The following is a 22,493-nucleotide window of genomic DNA, read 5'->3' as shown; positions in this document are numbered from 1 at the left end:
TGCTGTTGATCTTGATCCACGGGCGACTTCGGAAGGCTGAGCGGAGGGATTGATCCGGGCGTGGGAGCGCAGCGACCGTCTGGCGCAGCCAGACACAGCGGAAGGAGGTGCAGCGAAGCAAACCGGAGCCGCTGCGTCCGGATCGATCCCGCAGCGAAGGAACCCGAGCCTGCGAGGGCCGAACGCAGGAGCAAGCCTTTTTGGGTACTTTTTCGGCGTCTGGAAAAAGTGCCTCGCCGTAAGGGCGAAACCGCCAGCCGCAACACCGCAAAAACGGATATTCACCCAAACCAACCAAGGCATGGCCGGCCCAGAGGCCGCCAAGACAACCCGAGCGAGAAAATGTTAGCGTGCTTGCAATCAAGCCCCGACGAGCCCAAACCCAATGAAAAAAACAGTCCTGGCCTTCAGCCGCATCACCCCGCCCATGATCGAACGCCTGCAAGAAGAATTCGACGTCATCGTCCCAAATTCAAAGAACGGTGACATCAACGCCCAGTTCAACGAAGCCCTGCCCCACGCCCACGGTCTCATCGGCGTCGGTCGCAAACTCGGCCGCGCGCAACTGGAGTCCGCGACAAAACTCGAAGTGGTTTCAAGCGTCTCGGTCGGCTACGACAACTACGACCTCGACTACTTCAACGAACGCGGGATCATGCTCACCAACACTCCCGACGTGCTCACCGAAAGCACCGCCGATCTTGCCTTCGCGCTGATCATGAGCAGCGCCCGCCGCGTCGCCGAACTCGACGCCTGGACCAAGGCCGGCCAATGGCAGGCCAGCGTCGGCGCCGCGCTGTTCGGCAGTGACGTGCACGGCAAGACCCTCGGCATCGTCGGCATGGGCAACATCGGCGCCGCCGTCGCCCGACGCGGTCGCTTCGGCTTCAACATGCCGATCATCTACAGCGGCAACAGCCGCAAGACTGAACTGGAACAAGAACTCGGCGCGCAGTTCCGCAGCCTCGATGAGCTGCTCGCCGAAGCCGATTTCGTCTGCCTCGTAGTACCGTTGAGCGAGAAGACACGCCATCTGATCAGCCATCGCGAGCTGGCGCTGATGAAGCCCAGTGCCATTCTGGTCAACATCTCGCGCGGCCCGGTGGTCGACGAACCGGCGCTGATCGAAGCCTTGCAAAACAACCGCATCCGTGGCGCCGGGCTGGACGTCTACGAAAAAGAACCGCTGGCCGAATCTCCGCTGTTCCAGCTGAAAAACGCCGTCACCCTGCCGCACATCGGCTCGGCCACCACCGAGACCCGCGAAGCCATGGCCAACCGAGCCCTCACCAACCTGCGCAGCGCCCTGCTCGGCGAACGTCCGCAGGATCTGGTCAATCCGCAAGTCTGGCGCGGCTGAAAAGAGCGCCAGTGCACTGTTGCGCTGGCGCTTCACTTACTCTTCGTACATAACTTGCAACCGAACAAAAAAGCCAGACCAAGCAACTGCACTATAAGCTCTCGCGACTTATCAACTTATTGATTGATCGCCATGGAGAGCAAGTTCCGTGAATATCCTGACCACCGACAAACTCATTCGTTACAGCAAAGTAATTCTGATGGCTTATATAAGTTTCTTTGGCCTGCTGGTAATGATTCACAACTTCACCGACTACGAGTCCAACTACACTTACGTCGCGCACATCCTGAGCATGGACACTACCAATGCCAGCGAAAACATCATGTACCGGGTGATTGACTCGCCCATGATCCATCACCGGATCTACTGGTTCATCATCACCATGGAAGTCACTTATACGGTGCTTTGCCTGATCGGCACTTACCAGTTATATCGCTACGTCGATGCATCGGCCGCGGAATTTCATGAAGCCAAGAAGTTTTCGATCATGGGCATATTGGTTGCCATCTTCATTTACTACGTGTGCCTGCAAACGGTCGGCGTCGAATGGTTCGACATGGACACTTCGCAATCATGGAATGCCAAGGACTGGGCAAGACATATTGTCGACTTCATCTTCCCGGTGATGATTTACATCACATTGAAAGTTGAGCGCTGAACAGCAGCGCCCGTTCTATCAGGCCAACTTCCCCTGCCCTGCTGACAACAGCGTTTTCGGTTTACGAAAAACCAACACGTTGCCCAGCATCACCAACACCAGCCCGACCAGCGCCGGCGCGGTCCATTGGTAACCTTCGGCAAATGCCGACACGTTCAGCGCCACCACCGGAAACAGCACTGTGCAGTAAGCCGCACGCTCCGGGCCCATGCGCCCGACCAGCGTCAGGTACGCGGTGAAGCCGATCACCGAGCCGGGAATCACCAGATAGAGCAACGCGCCGACATAACGTGGTGACCAGTCCATCTCGAACGGGATGCCTTTGAGCAGACACCACACCGACAACATCGCCGCGCCATAGGCCATGCCCCAGGCGTTGGTGGTCAGCGGTCTCAACCCTGCTCTCTGTTGCAAGCTCGAAAGCATGTTGCCGGCCGAAAAACACAAGGTTCCGCACAACGCCAACCCGAGGCCGAGCAGGGTTTGCGGAGTAGCCTGATGCCCAGCCAGCTCCGGCCAGAACAACAGTCCCAGACCGAACAGCCCGAGCGCGCCGCCCATCAATACATTGCGCGCAATGCGTTGCCCGAAGAAAACCCGCGCATTCAGCGCGTTCCACAGCGTCGCGGTGGAAAACACCACCGCCACCAGCCCACTGGGTATCCACTGACTGGCGGTCAGAAAGCACATGAAGTTGATGCAGAACAGGCACAGGCCCTGCAAGACGCAGATGAGGTGCCCACGACGATTCATCGGTTGCAGGCGTCGGCTAAGCAGCAGCAACGCAAACAACACCAATGCAGCCAGGCCGAAGCGATAGACGATCGACACCGGAATCGCCACCACGCCCAATTGCCATTTCAGCGCAATCCAGGTGGTGCCCCAGATCAGCACGGTCAGCAGGTATAACGACAGATTCATGGCAAACACTCCTTAAACAGGTCTTGAGTGTCTGCCTCCGCCATCCCTCGACGCTTGCACAATCTTGCGCTTTTGTCAGCCAGCAGGCTGGCAGCGTCGCCTCTACGGAGTAGGATGCGAGTCGTTGGAGAGAACCGCACATGGCCGCAATCGACACCCTGCAAGTCTTTCAAGCCCTCAACCGCTCGCCGAATGCACGTCTGGTGCACAGCGCCGAGCTCGGTGACGGCTTGTCAGCGGCCTTGTGGACCAACCACCACGACGCTCAGGAATACGAAGCACCGAGTCATCACACGCTGTCCTGCTACATCGCCGGCGGCACCGGCACATTCCGGCGCGGCCATCCGGGCCACAAGGGCGGGCCGGACAAGCTGTGCATCCTGCCGGCCGATCATGAATCGGGCTGGGTGATCAACGGTGATATTCGTCTGGCGCACCTGTATTTCAGCGCCGAACAATTCGCCCTCGGTTGCGTCACTTTGCTGGACCGCGAGCCGCGCGAGATGCAATTACGCGAACAGACTTTTCTCGAAGATCCGCAGCAGGCGCAGCGCTTTCGGCAGTTGCTGAACCTGAACTGGCAAGAGCCGGCCGAGCGCTTGCTGACCAGCAGCCTCGCCCACGAATTGATCAGCCACACCTTGCTCAGTCAGGTGGGTGCGCGACAGGGCTTGCGCTTGAAGGGCGGGCTGGCGCCGCATCAGCGCCGGCAATTGGTGGAGTTCATCGACAATCAGTTAGCCGAGCCGATCAGCCTCGGGCAACTGGCCGGGCTGTGTGCGTTGTCGGAATACCACTTCGCGCGGATGTTCCGCACCAGTTTCGGCCTGCCGCCGCATCAATACGTGCTGGCGCGCCGGCTGAGCCGCGCGCGGGAATTGTTGCGCGGGACGGTGTTGCCGCTGGGCGAAATTGCGCTGGCGAGCGGGTTTGCCAGTGCCAGTCATTTTACTAATCGGTTCAAGCAGGTTTTGGGCGGGACGCCGGGCGAGTATCGGCAGGCGTTATTGCGGTAACCCCATTCCCCTCACCCCAGCCCTCTCCCAGAGGGAGAGGGGGCCGACCGAGGTGTCTTACGTTGTAGATCGACCTGAATGACCGAGTCGATTATGGATTCGGTGAAGATCGACCACGTCGGCGGAATTCTCCAATATCCCCCAATCAGTCCCCTCTCCCTCCGGGAGAGGGCTAGGGTGAGGGGCTTTTGACGTTGACTCAAAACTCCAGCGTGCTGGAAAGCGAAACCTGCCGCGAATCCCCTATCGAGACAAAGAAGCGGCTCGCCGACGAGGTGTAATAAGTGCGGTCAAACAGGTTCTTCACGTTCAACTGAAACTTGACCCTCTGCCCCTCGACCATGGTGTCGTAAGTGGCAAACGCATCCGCCACGGTATAGCTCGGCAGATCGAAATCATTCACCGCATTCCCTGCGCGCTCGCCGACATACCGCGCCCCCGCCCCGACCCGCAATTGATCACCGCCAAACACATTGCCGAAGTCGTACACCGCCGACAGCGAGCCGGAATTCTTCGCTACGTTTTGCAGGCGCTTGCCTTTGTAGTCCGGGTCTTCGGTGACTTCGGCATCGGTGTAGGCGTAGCTGCCGATCAGGTTCCAGTGCTCGCTGAGTTGCCCGCTGACATCGACTTCCAGACCGCGTGAACGCACCTCGCCTGCCGCGCTGTAAATCGTCGTCGGGCCTTCGGAGTTGGCCACCAGCACGTTGCGTTTCTTGATATCGAACAACGCGATGTTGCCGGTAATGCTGCCCGGCATATCCAGTCGCGCACCCAGCTCCCACGACTTGGCTTCTTCCGGCGCAATGCTGCCGTCGAGTACAGTGCTGCTGCCGCTCAGCGGGGCGATGGTCGAGTTGGGTTTGAACGATTCGGTGTAGCTGCCGTAGAACGACAAGGCATCGGTGTAGCGATAGACCAGGCCCGCGCGCGGTACCCACTTCTGCCCGTTGCTGTCGGTGTTGGCCTTGAACGGCACGCCTTTGCCGGCGTACTGGTCGTACTCCTGAAACCGCCCGCCGGCGACCAGAATCCACTGTTCATTGAGATGAATCGAGTCCTGCAGGAACAGCGAATCGCTGCGCAGTTTATCGGTCTGCGCGCTGTCGGGGGCGCTCACGGTGGTGCCCATTACTTCGCGGCCATACACCGGATTGAGATAGCTGAACGTACTCAGGCTTTTCTGCCGGATCAGATCCTCGCGATAGATTTTGCGGTACTCGTCGTCGACGCCAAACACCAGATCATGCTGCATGCCCAGTACATTCACTTTGCCTTCGAGGCTGGCGGTGGTGAAACGGTCGGTGCTGATCGCATTCCGGGTGCCGTCCATGCTGCGCGTCAGTGTGCCGTTGCGGGTATTTATCGCGGTGACACGAACCTGACTGGCATCGTAGGTTTCGCGGTTCCAGCTGTAGCCAAAGTGGGCTTTCCAGTCGTCGTTGAGTTCGTGGTCGGCTTCGAAATGGTACAGATCCGAGCGCCCTTCCATGTCGTTGAACGGCTCGTCGAGACGCTCTTTGCGCGAGATATCCAGTGGATGGTTGGTACGCGGATCAATCAGCGTGCCACGGTCGAACGGCGTGAGAAATTCGCGGTGCTCGTAAGCAAACAACAGTTTGGTGCGCTCGCCGTACCAGGCCAGCGACGGCGCGAACAGGCTCTCGCGGTGGGTGCCGAAGTTGCGCCAGTAATCTTCGTCTTCATGATCGACGATCATGCGATAGGCGAAGCCGGAGTCGCCCAGCGCGCCGGTACTGTCGAAGGCGCCGCCGCTGCCGTTCTTGCCGTCACCGTAGGTCGAACCACGCAGGGTCAGAGCGTTGTACTGGGTCAGTTCCGGCTTCTTGCTGACCAGATTGACCACGCCGCCCGGATCCTGAATCCCGTAAAGCAATGAGGCCGGGCCCTTGAGCACTTCAACGCGATCGACCGTGGCGTTCATGCCACGGCCCTGCACCAGCGGCATGCCGTCGCGCATGATCGAGCCATTGCGATTGTCACCGAAACCGCGGGTCATCACCGAGTCCTGCGTACTGCCCAGGGTGTTGCCCTGGGTGATGCCGCTGACATTGGCCAGCGCATCGTCGAGATTGCGCGGCGCCTGATCACGAATGACCTGCGCGGGGATGACATTGACGGTCTGCGGGATCTCTTGCAGCGATGCCGATGAACGCATCACCGAACTGGTTTCTGGCGGCTGATAACTCAGCGATTCATCGCGCGTCGAGGTGATCGTTGTAGCGCCGAGATTGAGCGCACCTTCGGTCGGCGCCGGCTCAAGCGCGAGGGTGTGGCTGTCAGTGCGGCGGAAGCTCAGGCCGGAATTGCCGAGCAGGCGTTGCAGGGCCTGCTCGGCGCTCATCTGGCCGTTGACGGCCGGAGCATTGAGGCCGTACGGCGCTTCGTCGGTGTAGACCACGCTTTGCCCGGTCACGCGGCTGAAATCGCTCAGGGCTTGCGGCAACGGTTTCGCGGCGAGGGAAAAATTGTACTGCTGCGCCTGATTGCTCACCGCTTCAGCGGCCAGCGCCACACTCACCGGCAACGCTGCCAGCGCGGAAAAACTCAACGCCGACATGCCCAACCACTGTTTGACCGAACCGGATTTTGCCCTGGACTTCATTGCTCAATGACCTGTGTAGAACCGCAACGGAATGCGAATGGCTCGCAGTTTCAGTCACTACACGGATGGGGCTCGGGGTTACCTCACCATAAAGTGAAAATAATTTTGAAGATCAAAAGATCGCAGCCTTCGGCAGCTCCTACAGGGGAAACGCATTCCAATGTAGGAGCTGCCGAAGGCTGCGATCTTTGCTGCCTCAACGCAGAATGATCAACTGCCCCAACACCCGATGCTGCTCAAACCCCAACACACCCTGCAGCGAATTGAGCACCGCCTGCGGATCCTTGCTCGGAAAGCTGCCGCTGACCTTGCGCGCCGCCAGCTCATCGTTGAGCAGCACAATCCGCCCCGGGTAATAGCGGCGCAAATCCTCCACCACATCAGCCAGCGTGGTCTTGTAGTAAGTCAGCCAACCCTGGCGCCAGGCCAGTTGTGCATCGCTGTCGACGGTATGCAGTTTTTCCGCCGTGCCGTCGGCGTAGGCAACTTGCTGGCCGGCCGTGAGAATCTGCTGTTCGCCACGCTCACCCGCCGTCACCGCGACACGCCCGGACAACACCGTGACCTGCGCTCCGTGAGGTTGCCGACGCACTTGGAACCGGGTGCCCAGCACTCGAGCCTCGCCCTGCTCCGCCGCCACCACAAACGGATCGCCGGTGTGGGTGACGCTGAAGAAAGCGGCGCCTCTGATCAATTGCACACGGCGCTGACCGTGGCTGAAATCCACGGCAATCGCGCTGTCGGCATCCAGCGTCACTTGCGACTGGTCGGCCAAGGTCACCGTGCGAATTTCGCCGGGCGCCGAGACATGATCAGCGCGCAGATCGTCGAGCCAGCGCTGCGCTTGCCACCCCGTGCCGAGGCTGACCATCAGCAGCAGACACGCGGCCATCGCCAGCGCTCCAGACCAACGCAACAACGGCGAACGACGCGGGGCATCCATCGCCTGCAGATAACCTTGCAGCGCGCCCGCATCTTCATCAGCCAGGGTACGCGCCGGGCTTTCGCTGAGCTCCCAGATCACCTGCGCCTGCGCATACGCCTCGGCATGGGCCGGATCGGCGCGCAGCCACTGGCTGAAGGTCAATTGATCGCCCGTGCTCGGGCGGTCATGCAGCAGGCTCAGCCAGGCCAGCGCGGCCTGCTCCTGAGCCGGGGTCGGTGTGATCGGGTTGGATGGCTTCACGGTGCTTTCCCTGGCAGACGTGGCGCGGGGTCGCGCAGGCTGGCCTTGCAGGCTTCGAGGGCGCGCATCATATGTTTTTCCACGGCACTTTGGGACAGACCCATGGCCTTGGCGATTTCGGCATACTTGCGCCCGTGAATGCGATTGAGCAGAAAAATCTGCCGGGTGCGTTCGGGCAAGGCGCGCAACGCCGCTTCGACATGGCGCAGATCATTGCCGGCTTCGAGCGCGGCCTGGGGTTCGCTGCCGTGGCTGTCGGGCTCGTCCGGCTGCCAGCCTTCGTTGACCCGCGTGCGCGTGCCTTCACTGCGCAAATGATCAATAGCGATATTGCCGGCGCAGCGCAGCAGATAGGTGCTGAGTTCTTCGACCTGGACCAGCGGCCGGCGCCAGAAGCGCAAAAACAGATCCTGCACCAGATCCGCCGCCGTCGCCCGACAACCGACACGCCGGCTCACCAGCGCTTCCATTTTCGCACGCTGGGACAGAAACACCTGAAGAAAATGCGCACGCGCGCCACGCGCTTCATCATCACGCGATTCCGGCGGCAGACCGATCAGCACTTCAGCACTGCGCCCATGCCGCAACCGGGCTGGCCAACAGGCTCAACCCCGCCAGTGCCAAGGCCAGACGCGGGCGATACGGCAGCAACAGCACCAGTGCCAAAGCACTGAGCATCAGCACCGCGAACCAGTCGACCAGACCGAAACTCCAGCCATTGACCGCGACCGCCGCCCACAGCGAAAGCGCCAGCAACAACCATCCCGCCAACGCCAGACCCTGACGGCGGCGCGTCGACGGTTTGGCGCCGAGCAATTCGGCATGATGGCGAGGCATCGACAGACACAATGCGGTGAAGCCGGCGTAGGTGAGTAACAGGGCCAGCAGCATCAGTTGGCACTCTGTTCAAGGGTAATCGACCGAGGCGATGACTTTACTTTGCGCACACTGACGTCGCTGCCTGCACGCTGCATCTTGCGCGCAGCCCAGCCGAGAAAAATCCCGGTCACAAGGCAGGTCAGATCAAATCCGGCCAGTGCCCAGTCGCGCTGCATCAGGGTCGCGCCAAGATTCCACGGCGTAGTCAGCGCATTGATCAGCGGCACGGCGATAAACAGCGCGGCGCCGAGCGTCAGCTGCTCGATCCACGCTTGGCGTCCCGGACGCAACACCGCATGCACCAGGCTCAGCCCCCAGGCAAGGAAGAACGCATTCACTTCCCAGTCGGCCCGTCCCGTCAGACTCACCGGCAACAACCGATTGGCCAAAAAGAATACCGCCACCGCCGACACCAGCCCGGCCATGCTGGCAATATTCAGCACTTCGACCAAACGCAACTCGAACGGCAGCGCTGCGCTTTTTGCGTGCTTGAGCTGACGCTTGCCCAGCCAGATCACCAGCCCGGTGCCGATCATCGCCGTGCCGGCCAGTCCGCAGATGAAATACAACCAGCGCAACAGCGGCCCGGCGAAATGGCCCATGTGCAAACCATAGAACGCGCCACCCATCGCCATCGCCATGGGTTGATCGGGGGTACTGCTCAGAAGCTGCCCGGTGACGCCGTTGAACGTCACCGCCCGGCCGAAATCATGCACCACCCGATCGCCCGCGCGGGACAGCACCACCGTGGCGCTGGCATCGCCCGGATTGCTCACCGACAGGCGCGCGGTGTGGCCGCCCGACCATTGCTCGCTGGCCTTGGCAAGTAGCGGCGCCATGGCGGTCAACGGCGCGGCGATCTCAGCACGTTCCGGCGTCTTCGAGGCGGGAAAGACTTCGTCGTAAAACTTGCGCACGTCACTGCCGTAAGAGGCAACGATGCTGGCGGGCATGACCATCGACATGAAAATCACCAGGCTGCTGTAGGTGATCATCAAATGAAACGGCAGCACCAGCACACCAACGGCGTTGTGCCCGTCGAGCCAGGAACGCTGGCCCTTGCGCGGGCGGAAGGTGAAGAAGTCCTTGAAGATTTTCTTGTGGGTGATGATGCCGCTTATCAACGCCACGAACATCACCATCGCGGCGATGGTCGCCAGCCAGCGCCCCCACGGATAAGGCATCTGCAACTGGAAGTGGAAGCGGTAAAAGAACTCGCCACCCATGCTTTCGCGGCCCTGTACTTCGGCCCCGCTCTGGGCGTCGAGGGTTCGGGATTCGAAACGGCCGCGCTCGCCGGGTTTGCCCGGCGCCTGTTGCCAGCGCACGGTGAGGCCGGGATCGCGGGCATCGGGCAAATCGATCAGCCAGCGCGAGGCACCGGCGGCATGTTGCTGCAGATAGTTTTGCGCCAGGGTCAGGCTGGCTTCGGCATCGAGTGGATGCGCAGCTATTTCCGGCTGCATCCAGTGGCTGATTTCGTCTTTGAAGTAAGCCAGCGTTCCAGTGAGAAAAATCGCGAACAGCAACCAGCCGAACACCAGCCCGGCCCAAGTGTGCAGCCAAGCCATCGCCTGCCGGAAGCCCTCTTTCATGCGAGCCCCAGACCGCGTGCGGCGCCGGAAATGGTGGCGAGAATCACGCTCGGAACCAGCAGGCCGACCCACGCTGACCACGCGCTGCGGCAGGCAAAGCACCAGAGCACCGCGACCAGATAGACCAGAAAGGACACGGTCATGCCGGTCACCACCGCTTCGGCGCGGTTCAGCGGCAGCCACAACGTCAGGGTGACACTGGCCAGCGCCGCGACCAGATAGCCGCCGAAAACCGCCGCCAGCACCCGTGAGGTGACAGCCAGACGATAGGACATGGGAAGCGTGGTGAGTTTGCCTTTCATGTTTCGACCCTGAAACCAAAAACGCCCGGCCGACAAGCCGAATCTACAGGCAAGCAATATTAATGATAAATATTCTCATACGCAAAAGCATCTGATTGCCGGACACCGTCGCCAGCCCCTACAATGCGAACCGTTCTTGTTCTCTAATGCGCGTTCTCTACGCAAACTTTGCGTCCGGAGTCATTTCGTTGCCGCCCGCTCATCCCGTCGAATCGCTCTATCACGCCCATCACAGCTGGCTCACCGGCTGGCTGCGGCGCAAGCTCGGCTGCCCGGACAGCGCGGCGGATCTGGCGCAAGACACGTTCATTAAAGTGCTGAGCGCCCGCGAACCGCCGGTGATCATCGAACCGCGCGCCTTTCTCACCACGCTGGCCAAACGTGTGCTGTTCAACCACTACCGGCGCCAGGATCTGGAACGCGCCTACCTCGAGACGCTGGCGCAAATGCCCGAAATGGCCGCGCCGTCGGAAGAGCACAAGGCGATCATCCTGCAGACGTTGATCGAACTCGATGAGCTGCTCGACGGTTTGCCGCGCCCGGTCAAACGCGCATTCCTGCTCGCGCAGATCGATGGGCTGACTTATCCACAGATCGCCGCCGAACTGGGTATCTCGATAGCCACGGTCAAACGCCATCTGAATAAAGCAGCAATGCGCTGCTATTTCGCACTGTGAATCCCGCGCCGGATTTCTCCGCGCAGGTCGCCGAACAGGCGGTGCACTGGCTGCTGGAAATGCAGCAGGGCACGCTCACCCCGCGCCAGCAACAGGCCTGGCAACAATGGCTGGATGCGCACAGCGAACACCGCCGAGCGTGGGAACACATGCAACGGGTCAACCAGCGCTTGCGCGGCGTCTCGTCGCCGTTGGCCCACGCCGCATTGAACGGGCCGAAGTCCGCCAGCCGTCGTCAGGCGCTGAAAATGCTGCTGATTCTCGGTGCTGGCTCAGCGGCGACCTGGGGCCTGCGCGAGCACACGCCGCTGCCGTCGCTGCTCGCCGATTACCGCACACCGGTCGGGCAGCGGCGCAAGATTGCCTTGGGCGGTGCCAATTCCTTGCAGCTCAATACCGCCAGCTCCGCCGATGTCGATAACGCACAGCGTTTGATTCGTCTGCTCGAGGGCGAAATGCTGTTGAGCGCTGCTAATGCATTCGAAATACGCACGGCGCACGGCGTGCTGAAAACCCAGGGCGCGCGCCTTAATGTGCGGCAGTTCGCCGATCGCACGCAGATCGCCCTGTTTGAAGGGCGAGTCGAACTCACCGCCAAGCAGCGCGCGCCCCTGCTGCTGCCGGTCGCGCGTCAACTGAGTTTTACTGCCGGCTCCGTCAGCGAGGCCAAGCCGCTGGACGCCAACAGCGGCGCCTGGACCGACGGCATGCTGGTCGCTGCGCATATGCGCCTCGGCGATTTCCTCGAAGAGCTTGGCCGCTACCGCCGCGGCCAGTTGAGTTGCGACAGCAAAGTCGCCGATCTGCTGATTTCCGGAACGTATCCGCTGGATGACAGCGAGCGGATTCTCGACCTGCTGCAGATCAGTCTGCCGGTGCAAGTGAAGCGCTTTACCCGTTATTGGGTGAGCGTTGAAGCGCGGGTTTGAACAGCAAGATCAAAAGATCGCAGCCTTCGGCGGCTCCTACAGAAGGCTGCGATTTTTGATTTTAAAAAAAATGAGCCGTTTTTCAGATCTGGCGTGACAGAGAAGGAAAGCCCCCTTGATTCCACCTTCTCAGGATCATCCACATGCAGCCCACCCGCCTTACGCCCCTGGCCCGCAGCCTGCGCAATCTGCTGCTCGGCGCCAGCCTGAGTTTTACCGGCCTGCCCGCCGCACTGGCCGCCGAAGCCAAGGTTTATCACATCGCCCCGGCGTCGCTGGAAACCGCGCTCAACCAGTTTGGCCGTGAAGCCGGCGTGCTGATCTCCTTCGGCTCGCAAGTCACCAGCGGTGTGCAAAGCCGTGGTCTGGAAGGCAATTACACGACGCAGCAAGGCCTCGATGCCTTGCTCGAAGGCACCGGCCTGCAAGCCCGCGCCGAGGGCGACAATGCCTTCAGCCTGCAACCGCTGGGAGACGCCGCGCTGGAGCTGGGCACTTCGACGGTGGTCGGCGACTGGCTCGGCGATGCGGCGCAAGTCAACGTCTTCGAACACCCAGGCGCACGCGATGTGATCCGCCGCGAAGAATTCGAACGCCAGGGCGCGACCCAGGCCCGCGATGTGCTCAACCGCATCCCCGGCGTCAATGCGCCGGAGAACAACGGCACCGGCAGCCATGACATGGCGCTGAATTTCGGCATTCGCGGTTTGAATCCACGCCTGGCCGCGCGCTCGACAGTATTGATGGACGGCATCCCGGTGCCTTTCGCGCCGTACGGGCAACCGCAGCTGTCGTTCGCGCCGATCAGCATGGGCAACATGGATGCCGTGGACGTGGTGCGTGGCGGCGGCGCGGTGCGATACGGTCCGCAGAACGTCGGCGGCGTGGTCAACTTCGTGACCCGGGCAATCCCCGACGAGCCGACGGTCAAGGGTGGTTTCCAGACTGAAACCAGCCCGTCGTCGAGCCACGACGGTTTCAAGACCAGCGCCAATCTGCTGGCCGGCGGCACCAACGTCAACGGCCTGGGCGGCGCCTTGCTGTACTCCGGCACCCGTGGCGGTGACTGGCGTGAGCACAGCGATACCGAGATCGACGACCTGATTCTCAAGGGCAAATACCAGCTCGACGAAGCCAACAGTTTCAACGCCATGGCCCAGTATTACGAAGGCAAGGCCGACATGCCCGGCGGCCTCAACGTCGCCGATTACGATGCCGATCCCTATCAGTCGACGCGCCCGAAAGACCAGTTCTGGGGGCGCCGGACGATGTTCAACTTCGGCTATCGCTATCAGGAAGATCGCCGCGAGTTCACCGCCAACACCTTCTTCACCAAGACTTTGCGCAGCGGTTATCTGGATCAGGGCACGTTCCTTTCGCTGTCGCCACGCGAATATTGGGTGCGTGGTCTGGAAACCCGTTTCGCCCAAGGCTTCGACCTGGGTCCGAGCAGCCATGAAGTCGGCGTCGGCTACCGCTACATCAACGAGGCTGGCCACGAACTGCGCTACCGCACGCCGATCAGCGCCAACGAATACCCGACCACCAGCAGCCGCAACGACCGCGACACCCGTGGTGGCACCGAGGCCAATGCGTTCTTCGTCGACGATCGCATCGACATCGGCAAATGGACCATCACCCCAGGCGTGCGCTACGAGATGATCGAGTCGCAGCAGACCAACAACCTGACCAACGTCAAATACAAGGGCGACTACAACACCGCGCTGCCGGCGCTGAACGTGCTCTATCACCTGACCGATAGCTGGAATCTGTACGCCAACACCGAAGGCTCGTTCGGCAGCGTGCAGTACAGCCAGATGCCCAACCGCGTGAGCAGCGGCGAAGTGAAACCGGAAAAGGCCCGTACCTGGGAACTCGGCACGCGTTATGACAATGGTGCCCTGCGCGCGGAAATCGGCGCATTCCTGATCAACTTCGACAACCAGTACGAAAGCAATCAAACCAACGATTCGGTGATCGCCCGCGGTGAAACCCGTCATCAAGGCATCGAGACCAGCGTCAATTACGCGCTTGATGATCTGAGTCCGGCGCTGGCCGGGTTCGATGTCTACGCCACGTATGCTTATGTCGATGCGACCATTCGCGAAGACGGGCCGAACAAAGGCAACCGCGTGCCGTTTTCCTCCAAACACAAAGGCACGATTGGCGTCGGGTATACCGAAGGGCCGTGGAAGCTGAATCTGGACAGCAGCTTCCAGAGCGATCAGTTTGCCGACAACGCCAATACCTCGAAGGAAAGCGCCGACGGCAGCACCGGCAAGATCCCCGGTTACATGCTGTTCAGCAGCCGCGCTGGATATGACTTCGGACCGCAACTGTCGGATTTGAATGTGGCGGTGGGGGTGAAGAACATCTTCAACACGCAGTACTTCACGCGCTCGTTCGATGACAACAACAAGGGCAAGTACGTTGGCGAGCCGCGGACGGTGTATGTGCAGACTTCGGTGGCGTTCTGAGCCGTGATCGGTTGAAGATCAAAAGCCCCTCACCCTAACCCTCTCCCAGGGGGAGAGGGGACTGATTGGGGGATGCTCGATAAATACGCCGACCGGAAAGTGCCGTACGGAATCCATAATCGACTCGGACTTTCAGGTCGACGTACTTCTGCAGACACCTCGGTCGGCCCCCTCTCCCTCGGGAGAGGGCTGGGGTGAGGGGCCACGATCTCAAACCCTGCCGCGAAACAACCAACACCCCAAACAAAAAAACGGGCCTGCATCAGCAGGCCCGTTCTCCTTTGGTTACTTGTGAAATCAGCGCATCAACTGTTGATCGCTGCCTGTTCGTTCTCGTCAAATTCTTCCGCCAACAGCTTGTCGTTGGCCTTGCCGGTGAATGGCACTACAGCGGCGCGTGGCTTACCTCGCAGTTTGCCGAACAGATGATCCAGTTTGTGCTCGAGTTTCTCGGCAGCACCGTCGATCGCCTGTTCCAGCGAATCGGCTTTGTGGGTCACGGAAATCGGTTGGTGGCCTTTAGGCCGCGCTTCCAGTTGGCAGCGCAAGTCATGGGGACCTGGTTTTTCGCCGTTCTCGTCGCTCAGGTGGACTTCGACACGGGTCAGGTCTTCTTCATAACGGTCGAGCGTGCTCTCAATAGTTGTACGTACCCACTCCTCCAGTCGCTTACTGCTTTGAATATGGTTATCGCTGTTGACTTGGATTTGCATAGTTCATCCCTTATTTCAGCTAGCTCGCTGGAGGCCTTGAAGTGAATATCCTGACCTCCTGGTTACAACAATCGGCCCGAGCGCCGAACATTTCAACCCCTGAAAAAAGAAAAATATTCATTCGCAAAAAAAGCCGGACAACCGAGCAAAGCGCTGCTAAGGTCGGGAGTTGGATCGCCTCGCCTCGCGGCAAAATCCGCTCACATCTGCTGCTCATTCAGCGGGTGCTGACTGCGAAAAATCCCCGCCTCCTCCACCAGCCAGTCATGCACAGCACGCACGCCCGGATGACTCAACGCCCCCGGCGCATACAGCAGCACATAGCGTTTATGGTTGGGCACCGACAAGCCGAACGGCACGATCAGAGTGCCGCGCTCCAGCTCATCGTTGAGCAGCGTGCGCCGGGCAATCGCTACGCCCATGCCGGCAATCGCCGCTTCAATGGTCAGGTGATTGCGGTTGAAGGTGTGGCCGCGGCGCACGTCGGCGCCTTCGAAGCCGATCGCGTTCAAGTAGAACTCCCACTCTGCGTATTCGTAACTGCCACGCCAGGCGGTGATGTCGTGCAGCAACGGGAAATGCACCAGATCCGCCGGACCGTGCAACGGCGGTCGCCCACGCAGCAGGCTCGGCGCGCACACGGGGAAAATCTGCTCATCGAGCAAGGCTGTGGATAACAACCCGGGGTAACTGCCATCGTTGAGATCGATGGCCAGATCGAAATCGCCTTCGTGCAACGGCACGCTGCTGTCCTCCGCCACCAGGCGCAACTGGATGTCCGGAAAGCGTTGCTGCAAGCGCGGCAAGCGCGGGGTCAGCCACTTGCCGAGAAACGACGGGATTGAACGCAACCGCAGAGTCCCGCTGATCATCCCGGCGTCCAGTCGGCGCAGTTCCGCGTCGATGCTGCCATAGGCTTCGTTGACGGTGATCGCCAGCCGCTGCCCCTGCGCACTCAACTCAACGCCGCGCGCGCGCCGATGAAACAGGCGAAAGCCCAGGCGTTCTTCCAATTGGCGAATCTGCTGGCTGACCGCGCCCGGGGTGATGTGCAGCTCTTCGGCACAACGGGTGAACGACAGGTGCCGCGCCGCACAGGCAAACACCTGCAGCCAGACGTAGGTCTGGGCATGCAATTGACGACTCATTGTTTAGTCCTGCTAAAGGCTGTCTTAGGAGGTTTCGTTGGTCACCTCGGCCCGAGCGAGGCAGTATCGCTGACATTGCGCTTGTCCGACAAAAAATGGCAGCGATTCCTACTCCATTGCTTGTGAGGGTTTAGCATGGCTATCAGTGTTTTCGATCTATTCAAAGTCGGTATCGGCCCGTCCAGTTCCCATACCGTCGGCCCGATGCGCGCAGCGGCGACCTTTGCCCAAGCCCTGTTTGACCAGCATCTGCTCAATGACGTGCGACGGGTGGAGATTCGTTTGTACGGCTCGCTGTCGGCCACCGGCGTTGGCCATGCTACCGACCGCGCGACCGTCATGGGCCTGATGGGCGAGTGGCCGGACAGCATTGATCCGTCGACCATCGATCCACGCATCCAGCAACTGCGCGAAACCGGGCAACTGTGCCTCGCTGGTCAGCGTTCGATTGCTTTCAATTGGCAGAGTGATCTGCTGCTGCTCGACGAGAGCCTGCCCTACCACCCCAACGCCATGTCGCTGACCGCCTTTGGCGAAAGCACCGAGTTGTTCACGCAGACCTATTACTCGGTGGGCGGCGGTTTCATCGTCGAAGCGGCTGAAGCAGAGTCTGGCGTGGCGCCGACCAGTGACGTGGTGTTGCCGTACGACTTTTCCAGCGCCGCCGAACTGCTCGCCCTGTGCAAACAACATAATCTGCGCGTGTCCGAATTGATGATGGCCAACGAACGCGCCTGGCGCAGCGACGCCGAGATCCGTCAAGGTCTGCTGCATATCTGGTCGGTGATGCGTGAGTGCGTCGAACAAGGCCTGCGCCACGAAGGCATCCTTCCCGGCGGTCTGAAAGTGCCGCGCCGCGCCGCGAAACTGCACCGCAGCCTGTTGGAAATCGGCAAACCGAATGTGATCAGTTCGACCCTGTCGGCGATGGAATGGGTCAACCTCTTCGCCCTCGCCGTCAACGAAGAAAACGCCGCCGGCGGGCGCATGGTCACCGCGCCGACCAACGGCGCCGCCGGAATCATCCCCGCCGTTCTGCACTACTACATGAGATTCAATCCGGATGCGTCTGACGATGACGTCGTCGCGTTCTTTCTCGGCGCGGCCGCCGTCGGCATTTTGTGCAAGAAAAATGCTTCTATCTCCGGCGCCGAAGTCGGCTGTCAGGGCGAAGTCGGTTCAGCTTGCGCCATGGCTGCCGCCGGCTTGGCCGACGTGCTCGGCGCGACGCCGGAGCAATTGGAAAACGCTGCCGAAATCGGCTTGGAACACAACCTTGGCCTGACCTGCGATCCGGTCGGTGGTTTGGTGCAAGTGCCATGCATCGAGCGTAATGCCATCGCGGCGGTGAAGGCGATCAACGCCACGCAAATGGCCCTGCGCGGCGACGGCAATCACTTTATTTCCCTCGACCGTGTGATCCGCACCATGCGCGACACCGGCGCCGACATGCACGACAAATACAAAGAAACTTCGCGGGGCGGGCTGGCGGTGAACTGGGTGGAGTGCTGATCGGCCGGACTGCACCGTCAGCGATCATCGCCCCGTTCCTGCCCCGAAAACGCGCCATTAAAAAACGGCGAGCCCCGAGGCTCGCCGTCTTTTGCACCGTGTTCATTGTTCGACAATTTTTCCGGCATGCGCCTTGCTACATCACTCTTGAGGCAAACGGACATTGCAAACCTCAGCGAACGAGATGCCAGTGGTCTGGTGTTGCGAACCAAATCGGATCATGGCCGGTCAACAACTTCACGTTCAATCAGGCGGTGACGCATCATGGACAACCCATTTCAAATCATTACCGATGCTTTTGCGCCGGACTATCAGATCAATCTGAGCATTCAGGGCCTGGACGGCAGCATCATGCTGACCCTGTCCAACGCCGGCCGCATCGTGGCCAAGCGCATGATCAGCGCCGAACAGCGCAACGACCCCGAGCGGTTGAAACGGCTGGTGCAGAGCATCCAGTTCGGCATCGCCATCGAACAGGGCCACAGCGCCATGTCAATTCTCGAAGCCATGACCAGCGGCGCCGGGCTGACCCCGCCACCGCCTCGCGTCAAAGGCCAGCCGGGCCAGGCGGCGAGCCTTTAAAGCTCGCCCTTCTCCACTTCAGGATGTTCGCTGGAGCCCGTGCCGATCTTGCGCTGCGGGTTCTCGATCTTCACTGAAGGGAATTGCGATGAGGCGTAACGCACCACCAGGATCGCGAACGCCAGCAGCAGAATGCCGCCGCAGAGGTAGATGATGCCCATGTCCGGCGGGTTGTGGTGCGAGACGTTGGAGATCAGCAGGCGCGTCAGTGCGGTGATCGCCACGTAGATCAGGAAGCGCACCGGCATGTGGTTGGTCTTGAAATAAATTCCGACCATCGCGCCCAGTTCCAGATAGATGAACAGCAACAGAATGTCATCGATCTTGATGTGCCCGACTTCGAGCATGCCGAGAAACTCCATCACCGCTGCCCACGCCGTCACCGCACCGATGGCGAACAGCGCCAGGTAGTGAAAGGTTTCGACGAACAGGTTACCCAGCGACTCGGCCAGTTGATGCACGTTACGCCGCAGTTTCTCGGCCCAGTTGATTTTCACGATGAGTTTCCTTAGCCCGTATCGGGCGGATGATGCGTATCGCACGTGACGGTTTTGCGCGCGCGCCTTGTTGCAATGGTTTTCATGCAGGTTCAGGGCCACGCATCATGGCGATCCGCCGCAAATCCCGCGCCGTGGCGTTTGGTCGCACCGCTGGAGTTTCTGTGGGAGCGAACCTGCTCGCTATAGCAGCGACACCGTCCCCTGACAAACGCCAAATCCGGTCTACATTGAAAAGCCACTACCCATGGCGCAGGGATTCGCTTATCCTTTTCGCTGTATATGGATACAGTAGTCGTCAAGACAACTTAACGTGAAGGCATGTGAGGTGGTGAATGGCCGTCGAAGTGGTATACCGCAGCAGCCGAGATCTGGAGCGCTTGTTCATGGATAAAGCCGAAGCTGATCGTCATGACAAAATGCTCGAACTGGCCGAATATCTGGCCGATGTGCTGCAAAAAGCCGTTCCGTCCCTGACCGAACAGCAAGTGGAAGAAGCCGGGATCTACATGGCGAAGAATCGCGATGTGTTCGCCCGGGCGTTCAAGAGCCAGCCTGATGCGCTGTCAGAGCTGATCAATGCGCCGGCCGAGCCTGTGGAAAAGACCGAAGTCGCAGAAGCTGACGAGGCGCCTGCGAAGCCAGTCAAAGCAGCGAAAGCGCCGAAGTAATCAGAAAGATCGCAGCCTCCGGCAGCTCCTACATTCCGATTGTAGGAGCTGCCGAAGGCTGCGATCTTTTGCTTTTCAGCGATACAAGACCTTTTCGGCCAACTCATCCGCCACTCGCGCCGGCGAACGTTTTTCCGCCTGGGCGTGCGCGAACACTTCAGTCAGCCGCGAACTGATTTTCGACAAGTGCGCCGTGATGGTCGGCAATTCCTCACCGCGATGTTTCAGCGAAACGTAGATGAGCCCGCCGGCATTGATCACATAATCCGGCGCATAAAGAATCCCGCGCCGTTCCAGTTGATCCGCCACGTCCAGATGGGAAAGTTGATTGTTCGCCGAGCCGGCAACTGCCGAACATCGTAGCTGAGACACTGAATGACTGTTGAGCACACCGCCCAACCCGCACGGCGCAAGAATGTCGCAAGGCGTGCTGAGCAGCGCATCGTTGGCGATCGGGTGGGCATTGAGCTGTTCCATCGCCAGTTGCACCTTGCCGTGGTCGATGTCACTGACCAGCAACTCGGCGCCGGCAGCGTGCAGTTGCTCGGCCAGCGCATAACCGACATTACCAAGCCCCTGAATGGCGATGCGCAAACCCTCGAGGTTGTCGCTGCCCAGGCGCGCCATTGCCGTCGCGCGAATTCCGGTGAACACACCCATGGCGGCATGCGGTGCCGGGTCGCCTGCCGAAGTGGTGCTGGTAACGTGGCGGGTCTGCTGGGCGATGCAGTCCATGTCCGCCACTGAAGTACCGCTGTCGATGGCGGTGATGTAGCGGCCGTCGAGCTGCTCAATGCAACGACCGAAAGCTTCGAACAACGCGCCGCGATTCTCGACATGGATCGGCCGCACGATTACCGCCACCCCACCACCCTGCGCAAGGCCGGCGAGTGCCGCTTTGTAGCTCATGTTTTGCGCCAGGCGAATGGCGTCCTCGACAGCGGATTCGTCGTTGGGATAGGCAAGGTAACGGCACCCGCCCAGGGCAGGCCCCAGATGGCTGTTATGAATGGCAATGACCGCCTTCAACCCGCTAACCGGGTCCACGCTCAGGTGCAGCGATTCCAGGCGAGTGCTTTGCATGAGAGCGAACATCGACAGGCTCCCCGAATCACTTCTTGTAGAACGCCAGTATAGGCTTGCCCCTGAAAATTGCTGGCGCGCGCCGGCATGAGCCGCCGAGCGGACAGTGTCAGGCGGCTATAACTCGCACTCAGGACGTCAGCCACTGGACGAACAACCCGGACGGGGCTAAAACGAGGCATTGGAGGGAGATTTAAATGAGTCCGCGCCAACGCTTTTTCGACTGCCTGCACCGCTCGCCGCCAGCCCTGCTGGAAGCTGCGCTGTGGATAAGTGCCGAGCACGACAAAACCCTCGAACCCGAAGCCTGGTTGCGCACGTTCAAGGATCTGCAATTACGGGTCAGCTATGGCCTGCCGATGCTGCCAGTCAGCGAACTGGCGCAACCGCTGGTGCGGCGCATGGTCGACATCGGTTTCGCCCAGGATGATTTTCTGCCCCTGCGTCCACAGGCGGCGCTGCTGGATCGCGTATTGCACACCCAACGCGGGCAGCCGCTGGCACTGGCGCTGATTGCGCTGGAGTTGGCCCACGGCCTGGAGATTCCTCTGGTCGGGGTGAATTTCCCCGGGCATTTTCTGCTTCGGGTTCCCGGTGCCGATCATTTGCTCGACCCTTGCGGCGGGCGGCGGTTGTATCCCAATGACTGTCGCGAATTGTTGCAGCGCCAGTACGGGCCGAACATGCAGCTCAGCGCCGAGCATCTGCTGACGGCAACGCCGGTGCAGATGCTCCAGCGTCTGTCGCGCAACCTGCGGCAATTGCACTTGACCCACGACAACTTCATCGCCGCGCTGATCGACGCGGAACGGGTACTCGAACTGGGCGGCGCCAAGGCCGCCGACTACATGGCTCGCGCCAGCTTGTATCAACGGCTGGATTGCCCCAACGCCGAGCGCTTCGATCTGGAGCACGCGCTGTTGCTCAGCGAAGACCCGATCCAGCGCCTGCGCCTGACCGAGCGCCTCGGCCACCTGCCGCCCAACTCCGTCGTCCATTAACCGCTCCCACAGGGGGTTACGGAGTATCTGGCTGATTGGCTGGATGCGCCTTGATGAACGCCGGATGTTCATCCGCCAACGCAGCCACACGGCGGATTTTCGGATACGCCTCGAGGCTGACATTGAACCGCTCTGCCGCATACAACTGCGCAATCAGATACACATCCGCCACGCACGGCCACTCGCCAAAACAAAAACCACTGTCACCGATCAACTGCTCCACCGTCGCCAGCCCTTGGCTGATCCAGTGACTGATCCACTCCACCACCTGCGCCTCATCCTGCCCCGACTGGCGCAGGCGATTGAGTACGCTGACGTTGTGCAGCGGATGCACATCGCAGCCGATCACCGCTGCAACACCACGCACCTGCGCACGTGCGACAAGATCATCCGGCAGCAACGGCACCTGTGGATAACGTTCTTCCAGGTATTCGATGATCGCCGGCGATTGAATCAGCACCGCGCCGTCATCGGTGCGCAGCGCCGGCACCCGGCCCTGCGGATTGATCGCCAGATACGCCGCCTGCCGATGCTCGCCACCCGGCGGTGCGATCAGGTTGACCGGCAGCGCCTGGTAATCGAGCCCCTTCAACGCCAGCGCAATCCGTACCCGGTACGACGAAGTGGAACGGTAATAGGTAAAGAGATCCATGAGCCGCT

At 60.6% G+C, this 22,493-nt stretch carries 21 protein-coding genes and 1 pseudogene; 10 read left to right on the top strand and 12 right to left on the bottom strand.

Translation table 11 applies throughout. From position 1 onward, the window contains the following. Positions 1–385: 385 nt before the first annotated feature. The gene (locus tag J2Y90_RS10560; protein WP_253499187.1) at positions 386–1,360 is read left to right on the top strand and encodes a 2-hydroxyacid dehydrogenase; all 975 of its coding nucleotides are present in this window, start codon (positions 386–388) and stop codon (positions 1,358–1,360) included. A 148-nt stretch (positions 1,361–1,508) separates the two neighbouring features. Continuing rightward, positions 1,509–2,018: a DUF2165 family protein gene (locus tag J2Y90_RS10555; protein ID WP_253499185.1), complete on the top strand. Its 510-nt coding sequence runs from the start codon at positions 1,509–1,511 to the stop codon at positions 2,016–2,018. An 18-nt stretch (positions 2,019–2,036) separates the two neighbouring features. Here the strand turns inward: J2Y90_RS10555 and J2Y90_RS10550 are convergent, their stop codons facing one another. Further along, positions 2,037–2,939, bottom strand: coding sequence for a DMT family transporter (locus J2Y90_RS10550; protein WP_253499183.1), 903 nt, complete (start codon positions 2,937–2,939; stop codon positions 2,037–2,039). Positions 2,940–3,079: 140 nt separating this feature from the next. Here J2Y90_RS10550 and J2Y90_RS10545 point away from each other — a divergent pair, with 140 nt between their 5' ends. Further along, on the top strand, positions 3,080–3,955 hold the full coding sequence (locus tag J2Y90_RS10545; protein WP_253499181.1) for an AraC family transcriptional regulator: 876 nt from the start codon (positions 3,080–3,082) through the stop codon (positions 3,953–3,955). Between the two features lie 199 nt (positions 3,956–4,154). Here the strand turns inward: J2Y90_RS10545 and J2Y90_RS10540 are convergent, their stop codons facing one another. The 6 genes from J2Y90_RS10540 to J2Y90_RS10515 all read right to left on the bottom strand — a co-directional run bounded on the left by J2Y90_RS10540 (position 4,155) and on the right by J2Y90_RS10515 (position 10,543). Beyond that, positions 4,155–6,581, bottom strand: a complete 2,427-nt coding sequence (locus tag J2Y90_RS10540) for a TonB-dependent siderophore receptor (protein ID WP_253499179.1) — start codon at positions 6,579–6,581, stop codon at positions 4,155–4,157. 196 nt (positions 6,582–6,777) lie between these two features. Further along, positions 6,778–7,767: a FecR family protein gene (locus J2Y90_RS10535; protein ID WP_253499177.1), complete on the bottom strand. Its 990-nt coding sequence runs from the start codon at positions 7,765–7,767 to the stop codon at positions 6,778–6,780. Then, complete coding sequence (locus tag J2Y90_RS10530; RefSeq protein WP_253499175.1) at positions 7,764–8,330, bottom strand: RNA polymerase sigma factor; 567 nt, start codon at positions 8,328–8,330, stop codon at positions 7,764–7,766. The genes J2Y90_RS10535 and J2Y90_RS10530 overlap by 4 nt, the downstream gene beginning before the upstream one ends. Position 8,331: 1 nt before the next feature. Continuing rightward, a complete protein-coding gene (locus tag J2Y90_RS10525) occupies positions 8,332–8,658 on the bottom strand; it encodes a DUF3325 domain-containing protein (protein WP_253499173.1) in 327 nt (108 codons plus the stop codon). Then, a complete protein-coding gene (locus J2Y90_RS10520; RefSeq protein ID WP_253499171.1) occupies positions 8,658–10,241 on the bottom strand; it encodes a PepSY-associated TM helix domain-containing protein in 1,584 nt (527 codons plus the stop codon). The genes J2Y90_RS10525 and J2Y90_RS10520 overlap by 1 nt, the downstream gene beginning before the upstream one ends. Then, a complete protein-coding gene (locus J2Y90_RS10515) occupies positions 10,238–10,543 on the bottom strand; it encodes a DUF3649 domain-containing protein (protein ID WP_253499169.1) in 306 nt (101 codons plus the stop codon). The genes J2Y90_RS10520 and J2Y90_RS10515 overlap by 4 nt, the downstream gene beginning before the upstream one ends. A gap of 146 nt (positions 10,544–10,689) precedes the next feature. On the opposite strand from J2Y90_RS10515, the gene J2Y90_RS10510 reads away from it, so the two are divergent. From J2Y90_RS10510 to fecA, 3 genes are all read left to right on the top strand, one after another. Beyond that, positions 10,690–11,220: a sigma-70 family RNA polymerase sigma factor gene (locus J2Y90_RS10510; RefSeq protein ID WP_253499166.1), complete on the top strand. Its 531-nt coding sequence runs from the start codon at positions 10,690–10,692 to the stop codon at positions 11,218–11,220. Further along, complete coding sequence (locus tag J2Y90_RS10505) at positions 11,217–12,149, top strand: DUF4880 domain-containing protein (protein WP_253499163.1); 933 nt, start codon at positions 11,217–11,219, stop codon at positions 12,147–12,149. Before J2Y90_RS10510 ends, J2Y90_RS10505 begins: the two co-directional genes overlap by 4 nt. 143 nt (positions 12,150–12,292) lie before the next feature. Next, positions 12,293–14,626, top strand: a complete 2,334-nt coding sequence (gene fecA / locus J2Y90_RS10500; protein WP_253499160.1) for a TonB-dependent Fe(3+) dicitrate receptor FecA — start codon at positions 12,293–12,295, stop codon at positions 14,624–14,626. Positions 14,627–14,931: 305 nt separating this feature from the next. Here fecA and J2Y90_RS10495 read toward each other — a convergent pair whose 3' ends face one another. Beyond that, positions 14,932–15,339, bottom strand: a complete 408-nt coding sequence (locus J2Y90_RS10495) for an HPF/RaiA family ribosome-associated protein (protein ID WP_016771629.1) — start codon at positions 15,337–15,339, stop codon at positions 14,932–14,934. Between the two features lie 200 nt (positions 15,340–15,539). Next, on the bottom strand, positions 15,540–16,487 hold the full coding sequence (locus tag J2Y90_RS10490; RefSeq protein ID WP_253499157.1) for a LysR substrate-binding domain-containing protein: 948 nt from the start codon (positions 16,485–16,487) through the stop codon (positions 15,540–15,542). A 135-nt stretch (positions 16,488–16,622) separates the two neighbouring features. Here J2Y90_RS10490 and J2Y90_RS10485 point away from each other — a divergent pair, with 135 nt between their 5' ends. Then, positions 16,623–17,999: an L-serine ammonia-lyase gene (locus tag J2Y90_RS10485; protein WP_253499154.1), complete on the top strand. Its 1,377-nt coding sequence runs from the start codon at positions 16,623–16,625 to the stop codon at positions 17,997–17,999. A 264-nt stretch (positions 18,000–18,263) separates the two neighbouring features. Continuing rightward, positions 18,264–18,581 carry a DUF3509 domain-containing protein gene (locus J2Y90_RS10480; RefSeq protein ID WP_253499151.1) on the top strand — a complete coding sequence of 106 codons (318 nt, stop codon included), beginning with the start codon at positions 18,264–18,266 and terminating at the stop codon, positions 18,579–18,581. On the opposite strand, the gene J2Y90_RS10475 is transcribed toward J2Y90_RS10480, so the two are convergent. After that, positions 18,578–19,078, bottom strand: a complete 501-nt coding sequence (locus J2Y90_RS10475) for a phosphate-starvation-inducible protein PsiE (protein ID WP_016771633.1) — start codon at positions 19,076–19,078, stop codon at positions 18,578–18,580. The genes J2Y90_RS10480 and J2Y90_RS10475 overlap by 4 nt on opposite strands. A gap of 335 nt (positions 19,079–19,413) precedes the next feature. On the opposite strand from J2Y90_RS10475, the pseudogene J2Y90_RS10470 reads away from it, so the two are divergent. After that, positions 19,414–19,668: pseudogene (locus tag J2Y90_RS10470) on the top strand (YebG family protein); the annotation flags it as partial. A 156-nt stretch (positions 19,669–19,824) separates the two neighbouring features. On the opposite strand, the gene J2Y90_RS10465 reads toward J2Y90_RS10470, so the two are convergent. After that, positions 19,825–20,844 carry a Glu/Leu/Phe/Val dehydrogenase family protein gene (locus J2Y90_RS10465; protein WP_253499148.1) on the bottom strand — a complete coding sequence of 340 codons (1,020 nt, stop codon included), beginning with the start codon at positions 20,842–20,844 and terminating at the stop codon, positions 19,825–19,827. Positions 20,845–21,029: 185 nt separating this feature from the next. On the opposite strand from J2Y90_RS10465, the gene J2Y90_RS10460 reads away from it, so the two are divergent. Next, positions 21,030–21,833: a transglutaminase family protein gene (locus J2Y90_RS10460; RefSeq protein ID WP_253499145.1), complete on the top strand. Its 804-nt coding sequence runs from the start codon at positions 21,030–21,032 to the stop codon at positions 21,831–21,833. A gap of 16 nt (positions 21,834–21,849) precedes the next feature. Here the strand turns inward: J2Y90_RS10460 and maiA are convergent, their stop codons facing one another. Next, positions 21,850–22,485 carry a maleylacetoacetate isomerase gene (maiA, locus tag J2Y90_RS10455; protein ID WP_253499142.1) on the bottom strand — a complete coding sequence of 212 codons (636 nt, stop codon included), beginning with the start codon at positions 22,483–22,485 and terminating at the stop codon, positions 21,850–21,852. Between the last annotated feature and the right edge of the window lie 8 nt (positions 22,486–22,493).

The organism is Pseudomonas koreensis, assembly GCF_024169245.1.
Classification (GTDB): domain Bacteria; phylum Pseudomonadota; class Gammaproteobacteria; order Pseudomonadales; family Pseudomonadaceae; genus Aquipseudomonas; species Aquipseudomonas koreensis_F.
Note: the sequence above shows the minus strand (reverse complement) of the source record. Positions and strands in the feature narration are given on the sequence as shown.